Source organism: Paenibacillus forsythiae T98 (assembly GCF_000520735.1).
Lineage (GTDB): Bacteria > Bacillota > Bacilli > Paenibacillales > Paenibacillaceae > Paenibacillus_AQ > Paenibacillus_AQ forsythiae.
Genome location: NZ_ASSC01000445.1, coordinates 1 through 6924, shown reverse-complemented (window position 1 = coordinate 6924; position 6924 = coordinate 1). Strand labels below are relative to the sequence as shown.

At 45.5% G+C, this 6924-nt stretch carries 9 protein-coding genes; 4 read left to right on the top strand and 5 right to left on the bottom strand.

The window, feature by feature from the left end:
- Positions 1-135: 135 nt before the first annotated feature.
- From L692_RS0114115 to L692_RS0114100, 4 genes are all read right to left on the bottom strand, one after another.
- On the bottom strand, positions 136-531 hold the full coding sequence (locus L692_RS0114115; protein ID WP_025700822.1) for a VOC family protein: 396 nt from the start codon (positions 529-531) through the stop codon (positions 136-138).
- A 143-nt stretch (positions 532-674) separates the two neighbouring features.
- Positions 675-1445 (bottom strand): DUF817 domain-containing protein, encoded by a 771-nt coding sequence (locus L692_RS0114110; RefSeq protein WP_025700821.1) that lies wholly within the window; start codon positions 1443-1445, stop codon positions 675-677.
- Between the two features lie 16 nt (positions 1446-1461).
- Positions 1462-1680: a helix-turn-helix domain-containing protein gene (locus L692_RS0114105; protein WP_025700819.1), complete on the bottom strand. Its 219-nt coding sequence runs from the start codon at positions 1678-1680 to the stop codon at positions 1462-1464.
- A 10-nt stretch (positions 1681-1690) separates the two neighbouring features.
- A complete protein-coding gene (locus L692_RS0114100; protein ID WP_025700817.1) occupies positions 1691-2164 on the bottom strand; it encodes a DUF2975 domain-containing protein in 474 nt (157 codons plus the stop codon).
- Between the two features lie 363 nt (positions 2165-2527).
- Here L692_RS0114100 and L692_RS0114090 point away from each other — a divergent pair, with 363 nt between their 5' ends.
- Positions 2528-2920 (top strand): type II toxin-antitoxin system death-on-curing family toxin, encoded by a 393-nt coding sequence (locus tag L692_RS0114090; protein ID WP_025700815.1) that lies wholly within the window; start codon positions 2528-2530, stop codon positions 2918-2920.
- Between the two features lie 152 nt (positions 2921-3072).
- Here L692_RS0114090 and L692_RS30660 read toward each other — a convergent pair whose 3' ends face one another.
- Positions 3073-4860, bottom strand: coding sequence for a helix-turn-helix domain-containing protein (locus tag L692_RS30660; RefSeq protein ID WP_025700813.1), 1788 nt, complete (start codon positions 4858-4860; stop codon positions 3073-3075).
- A gap of 202 nt (positions 4861-5062) precedes the next feature.
- Between L692_RS30660 and L692_RS0114080 the strand changes: the two genes are divergently transcribed.
- The 3 genes from L692_RS0114080 to L692_RS33545 form a co-directional block, all read left to right on the top strand.
- Positions 5063-5494 carry a MarR family winged helix-turn-helix transcriptional regulator gene (locus L692_RS0114080; protein WP_025700811.1) on the top strand — a complete coding sequence of 144 codons (432 nt, stop codon included), beginning with the start codon at positions 5063-5065 and terminating at the stop codon, positions 5492-5494.
- Between the two features lie 143 nt (positions 5495-5637).
- Positions 5638-6672 (top strand): alpha/beta fold hydrolase, encoded by a 1035-nt coding sequence (locus L692_RS0114075; protein ID WP_025700810.1) that lies wholly within the window; start codon positions 5638-5640, stop codon positions 6670-6672.
- 10 nt (positions 6673-6682) lie between these two features.
- On the top strand, positions 6683-6924 hold a 242-nt coding region (locus L692_RS33545), incomplete at its 3' end, for a hypothetical protein (protein ID WP_036723718.1).

Here is a 6924-nt window from a genome sequence, read left to right as displayed (position 1 = left end):
GGACAGGGGTTCGACTCCCCTCGGCTCCATATGGAGAAGAAAAGACACCTTGAGGGGTGTCTTTTTGGATAGGTACGGGTTTGAATCGTTAGAGATTAATGAAGCTAAGAATTCATCTACCATGGATTGTATACACTATTTTGCATGCTCATCAGGCTGATGAATACCAAAAATATTTCCTTCTGTGTCCATGTAATACCCTTGCCACGCCATACCAGGCAATGCATACTTTGGCAATGCGAGCGTGCCACCAAGATTTAGAATTTTGGCTTCGGTAGAATCGTAGTCTCCGACTCCAATGGTGCATGCATACCCATTCATGGCCTGACCGGGCTGGGGGGAAGGACCTTGACGTTGCATCAGAGCCCCGTTGATTCCGGGTGCATTTGCATCGCCTGTCACCGCTCCCCAATAAGGCATTCCAGCATAATCACTCCAATCCTCAAATGTCCATCCAAATACCTCGCCATAGAATTTCTTGGCACGTTCCATGTCATCTACATGAATTTCAAAATGAATTAATCTGCCCATACGTTCCTCCTATGCTTTGATTTTCTCCCTATCTACTATTATACTTTCCTTATTTTCAAAATATATAAAATTGAATTAGAAGTTTTTCGCGGTCTGTGTAAGACCCGATATAACGGAGATTTTCTTAACCTTTCTTCGATCCCCTATCCTGGCGGAATTCTTTCCTTAACCTGCTTTAGCTCCGCTACGATAAGGAAGCTGACAATCACTAATAAGAGCCATGAGCTCACCTTTCCCAGATGAACGAGACTCCACGCCTCGGTTTGGTTGGGATACTCCCAAGCGCCGAAGAACGTTGCGATATTTTCGGCTACCCATATAAAAAATCCGATAAGCACAAAGGAAAGCGCGAGCGGCATACGGTAACGGGTTCCATTCACCTCGTAGGTGACCCGAGACTTCCAAAAGACGATCATCACAAGTCCGGATAACCAAAAGCGGACGTCAATCCAATAATGGTGGGTAAAAAAATTCAAATAAATCGCAGCTGCAAGAGGTGCAACTACCCAAAACCGTGGCCACTTCACCAGCTCAACCTTGAACCTCCTCCACGCCTGGCATAGATAACTCGCCACACTCGCGTACATGAACCCGCTATACAAGGGTACCCCCAAAATTTTGAAATAGCCTTCCTCCGGATAAGTCCAGGAGCCCATATGTACCTTGAACAGCTCAAGAGCAAGCCCGATCAGGTGGAACAAGGTGATAACCTTTAGTTCATCCCGTGTTTCAAGCCCGGAACGCACCATCCACCACTGCATCAGCAAGCAGATGATGAGCAGCCAGTCATAACGCGGCAGGAAGGGGAGCGGCAGAATTTGCGTCAAGGCCAAAGAGGAAAAAATAACGACAGGAAACAAACAGGACAGGGCCTGCTCCCAGCCAAAACGAACGAGTTGTTTTAGTGCTCTCATGATTTCGTTCTCCTGCTTATTGGGTGTCTTCATCACGTCGGTATTCCAAAAGGTCTCCGGGTTGACATTCCAAAGCCTCACAAATCGCCTCCAAAGTGGATAAGCGAATGGCCTTGGCCTTTCCATTTTTCAATATAGACAGGTTAGCCATCGTTATTCCAACCCTCTCCGAAAGTTCCGTAACACTCATTTTCCTTTTAGCCAGCATCACATCGATATTTATGATAATCGCCATTGTCTTCACCTCAGACCGTCAGGTCATTTTCTGATTTTATATCTATGGCATTTTTTAATAGCTTTTGAAGAACGGCGGCAAAGACCGCAACCACAATGGAGGCAAAAACAATGACCATTCCGAGTACGATGAGACCTGGAGCGTCGTCTTCCTCCGCTATGAGATATACGAGTGGCATGCCCGCCGCATACAAGATACTGATTGCGAATGCACAGTATTTTATATTCTTTAAAGCTCTGACGGATAATTCCGAGAAAGCGTTATTCTTGTCAATATAGCTTAAAAGTCTAAAAGCCTGAACCAATGCAACGAAAAACGGTATCGCTGATACATACATAACGGTTAAAAGGGGGTATAGCCAATAAGCCGGATAGTGCCCTGCTGCTTCAATAGCTACCCGAGGCAACCCCAATATACACAAGGCGAGAATCGGTATTCCAATAAGAAACACAGCGATCTTTAAAAAGAGTGTTTCCCGTTTCATAAAACGCACCTCACTTATTTATTGTTAATTGGACTTTAACACACGATTTATCGATTTACAATAAATAATTATTGATTTTAATTAGATTATTATTGTTATAATGGAGGATGCAGCGAGCTAGGAAAGGGTGTCTTTCGCTGTTGATTTCTTTTTCAGACATGATAGCCTAAAAGTCTGGCCGACAAAATGAATGTGGTGCAAGGCGATGAGATCGAGTTTATTGAGACTGCCGAAGGTGAGGTTTTGCTGAGAAAATCCGGCATGTGGAGCTGCCTGAACATGTCCGTCCTGAGGTGCTCGAGGCATTCTACGATGTTTTTGAAGAAGATAGACAAATATTTGATGATCTAAGGGACCGGTAAGATGACTATTTTTTTGACGAAAGAAGAAATCGTTGCAGCCCACTATTATATGAGGAGAAAAATGAATGACGCGGATCAGGCAGGTATTAAAGATCATGCCTTGCTTGATTCTGCTGTACATAGGCCTGAGCAAAGTTTGTTTGGTGAAGATGCTTATCCGTCATTGTTTGAAAAGGCGGCCGCCCTATTGGAGTTCTTAGCTGAAAATCATTGTTTTCATAATAGAAATAAGCGAACGGCTTATCTTGCAGTTAAGTCTTTCTTGATGGTAAATGGATATCATTTGAAGATGGAGCGTTTATTTGCTGTTGAGTTCATAGTGGATATTGCAAAAGGCGAGTATTCATTCGAGCAGATAGCCATAATCCTTCGTGAGTATTCGGTACGAAAATAATAGTTTCATTAGACATGAGTGACATCAAATCTGTTCTACACGTATAGATGCCTATGCGGCGTTATCTTCGGATAGGGGCTCGACTCCCCTCGGCCCCATATGGAGGAAAAAGACACCCTTCCGGCTGTCTTTTTCATTCTAACGTCTATATCTTAGTCATTTCCTGCCGCTGCCAGGATTCGCCTGGCCAACTCATCCCCTCGCCGTTCCAGGATCTCGATGGATTGCAATAAATCCGCTTGCTGCTGCCGCTGCTCCTTCGTCCAGACTTTTTTGGGAGAATGGAAGGTATCTAAGGATTTCACATCTGTAAGGCTGGCGTAGAAAGGTTGAAGCCGGGAATGCATTTGCTCGTAGACGTCTGCCATTTCGCTTAGGTATCCGGTTAGGGAGGCCGCCGGGAATGAAAGCATGTCTTTTAAATAGATAGCTGCGCTTCTTCGGGCATCTGTCAGAGCCATCAGGCAAAAGTGGTTAACGCCGAGTCTTCGGGCAAAATCCTGCGGGTTCGCTGTTTGATACCATTGTTCATCCAGCAATCCTTCCCGCCATGCTTGCAGGGCCTGATAACCTAGCTTATATCCTCTGCTTTCCCCGGCGTACATGGAATCTAATTTGACCTGAAGCGAGGCGTAAAGATTGTCCAGAGCGGATGGCTTGGCGACTTCGCCGTTAAAACGAATGAGGCTGAAGGGCCATTGATCCACATTCAGATATCCTTTGCTTATGTTCATGTGCTCTTGAAATTCCGGATCAGCTTTATGCTCTTCAAAGGTCTCTTCGTCAAAATAACTCCGGCACAGCAAGGTTTCTCCACCATTTAGATAGCCTGTGATGATTCCCCACTCGGGAGCCACCCGCAGATTAATGGCAATTGGCAAGTGGTGTTTTTTGATGCTTTCCTTGATGTGCCGCATTTCCAATTCTCGTTCTTTGGATGTGATCCGGTCTGTCCGGCTGACCTGAAGGCCATAGGCTTTAAATGCCGGAGCGGCATAGTCGTAAGCGACCAGAGCATCTGCGGAGCTATAATCCCAGACGGGGGTAAAAGCAACTCTCCAGCACGCCCCGGAAACGCCCATTACGGTTTCATAAGTGGTTTCCTGTCCCATGGTTTTTAAGGAAAGATAGAGCGCGCCTGCCCAGGAACAATCCATACCTTGACCAAAACCCAACTGGCCGACATTCTGAACAATGCAGCAATCATTCACGGAGTCACTCCCAAAAAGTTCCGTCCGGTCCGATGTGTAATGAATCGAATCTCCTTCCGGACAGCTTATGGCGTGTATGCCGGAGGCGTTTACATAAACAAGCAAAAGATAGTCTTCGCCGTGGTTGTCGATAAGGCTTGGGAACAGCTCATGAGTCGCGGTGAACTGCCCCCACTTAAAATATTGATAATGTTTCATTTTATTCATGATATTCAGATGCTTCCGCTCATTGCCGTATGCAGTAAATACAAATTCCAGTTCTCCAGAGGGCAGATCGTATCCCTCGCTATCGAGATGAATGGCTAACAGGTTATCCTGCAAAACGTAAGCGGCATAGGTGCCCGAAGGGATCTGGTATTTGATAAGCAGCAGCTTTATTCGATGGCTGTGAATGCGATGGGGAAGGGTCTGGTCATTAAGGAAAAATGTAAGGCAATTATCGACAACGAACTGGTTGATAAAATGGGTGACATCGTAACTTTCACAACCATCGGTGTAGATGGCTTGGAGAACCACCAATTGCTGCGGCATTAGAATACGGTCGATGGATTGGCCCAATATTTGAGATAGTAAAGGAAGCGTGGAGGTTTCGGGCAACGATTTTCCCGTCTCCCACTTTGAAATGGCTTGGGCGCTGATATTTAATTGTTCAGCCAATTGTTCTTGTGACAGTTGTTTTTCTTTGCGAAGTGTAGAAATCCGTTTCCCGACTGCGTCAGCACTTATCATCAATCACATCTCCTACGATTGGATTACGACGTCGTTGCTTTTATTATAGTAGCTTGAAAACGGCAACACCATTTATCGAAAGATGAGTGAAGATGATATTCTGCAACTGCGGGTTGAGTCCAATTGGAAATATTGAGCAAGCTATGATATTATCATTTTAGTTTGTTTTGTCTAACTAATTAATATGGATTCGGGTGCGAATATGGATATATTGGATTTACTTGCTGAGATGACAGAACTCATAACGAAATCGATGCGGGAACATAAAAGCAAGGCTCTGGGGTTGCAGGAGTTTCAGAGGCTAACGCTGGTTCAATTTTATTATATCGAAGCTATTCAAAGAATGGACCATCCGACTTTTTCGGATTTAGCGGACCGCTTCAGCGTTTCCAAACCCTCGGTTACTAACATAATCTACAAATTGATCGCGGAGGGCTTTGTCGTGAAGAGCCAGTCAATGGAAGACAAAAGGAGGTTTCACTTACAGTTGACTCCCAAAGGAGACAGCTTGATGGCAGCGGAACGGCAAGCCTATAAAGAGCTGACTGACGGCATTGCGGACCGATTGACGAAAGAAGAGGTCTCCTATTTGAAAGAAATGCTGATGAAAATCCTGAGATCTACAGAAGTCTGAGTCCGAAATAACTCTCTCCTTGTTTTTAACAAATGAAAGGTTATGTCCTAATAGTTAGTTAAATCGAATTAAATATTTGCGAAGGGAGCCAACTAAAAACAATGACTATAGACATGAGATTTTGGGAGGTTCTATTTACAGGATTGGTTCTGCTATTTGCAATACCTTGCATCGCTCGTTTTATTGTGCAAAAAATAATCAAGCATCATGCTGCGATCGACGCGACCAAAGGGATAGAGATACTCGAAAAGGTGACGGTCGGAGGGATCAACCAGTGGATTTATATTCGTGGAGAGTGCAGAGAGAACCCGGTGCTGCTATGGGTAGACGGCGGGCCAGGCGAGCCCTGCATCGCGTATGCACGCGACTTGGGCCATCTTAACGGTCTGGAGAGGAAATTCACTATTGTTTATTGGGATCAGCGAGGGACCGGCAAATCGTATAGCGAGTCCATACCGGCAGAATCCATGACTATCGCGCAATATGTATCGGACATCAGAGAGCTCACTATGGTTTTAAAGGTAAAATTAGGCGTGGAAAAGGTATATTTGCTCGGAAGATCCTGGGGCTCGCGCATCGGTGCATTGGCGGCTTCGAAGCATCCGGAGCTCTTTTATGCCTATATAGCTGTCGGTCAGGCTGTTCACTCCGATGTGTCGGAGCTGATTTCCATCAGAAATGTGCTGCATATTGCAAAGGAAACAAATAACAAGGAGGCTATTCAGGAGCTTGAGTCCATCGGCTCTCCGCCATATACACCCGGACAAATACTGGTTGAGCGTAAATGGGTGCAAGCATTCGGAGGGTTCAGTAAAAGCGGGCTGAATCTGCGTTCCTACATTCTCAAAAAGGTACTGTCCTCACCTGAATATACGATCAGGGATGTACGGAACGTGATCCGGCGCGGCACATATCCCAATGAACGTCTTCGTCCGGAAATCAACGGTCAGAACCTGTTCGTCGAGGCCCCCGGAATCGAGATTCCCGTCTACTTTATTCATGGCAAGCATGATCTTGCCATATCGGGCGAGGTAGCGGAAGCTTATTACAAGAGCCTTGAAGCTCCCATGGGCAAGTCCTTCTTCTGGTTCGAGAATTCTGCTCATACTGCCAATGCGGATGAATCGGACAAGTTCTATGATGTCATGGTCAATAACGTGCTGAAGAATACACAATAGCGGGGGTTAAATGAAAATAGCCGGGATGAAAGCCCGGCTTTGGATATTACCACGCAAAGATGCTGCTGATTTTTTCAACCTCGGCCGGAAGCGCCTTGCCCACTTTGTCTATAAGGTCATCGGATACACCCAGGCTTTGCTTGACCTTCTCGTTGATTTGATGGGTTGTGTCCAGTCCAAGCAGGTTTTGATAATAAATTGTGCTGATGCTGTCTGCAATGTAAATCAGTCCGATTTCGTTGAAATTTTATC

Coding starts and splice junctions, on each gene's coding strand:
- L692_RS0114100 (WP_025700817.1), bottom strand. CDS start 2,164: ATGAAACGGGAAACACTCTTTTTAAAGATCGCTGTGTTTCTTATTGGA.
- L692_RS0114115 (WP_025700822.1), bottom strand. CDS start 531: ATGGGCAGATTAATTCATTTTGAAATTCATGTAGATGACATGGAACGT.
- L692_RS30660 (WP_025700813.1), bottom strand. CDS start 4,860: ATGATAAGTGCTGACGCAGTCGGGAAACGGATTTCTACACTTCGCAAA.
- L692_RS0114080 (WP_025700811.1), top strand. CDS start 5,063: ATGGATATATTGGATTTACTTGCTGAGATGACAGAACTCATAACGAAA.
- L692_RS0114105 (WP_025700819.1), bottom strand. CDS start 1,680: ATGGCGATTATCATAAATATCGATGTGATGCTGGCTAAAAGGAAAATG.
- L692_RS0114090 (WP_025700815.1), top strand. CDS start 2,528: ATGACTATTTTTTTGACGAAAGAAGAAATCGTTGCAGCCCACTATTAT.
- L692_RS0114110 (WP_025700821.1), bottom strand. CDS start 1,445: ATGAGAGCACTAAAACAACTCGTTCGTTTTGGCTGGGAGCAGGCCCTG.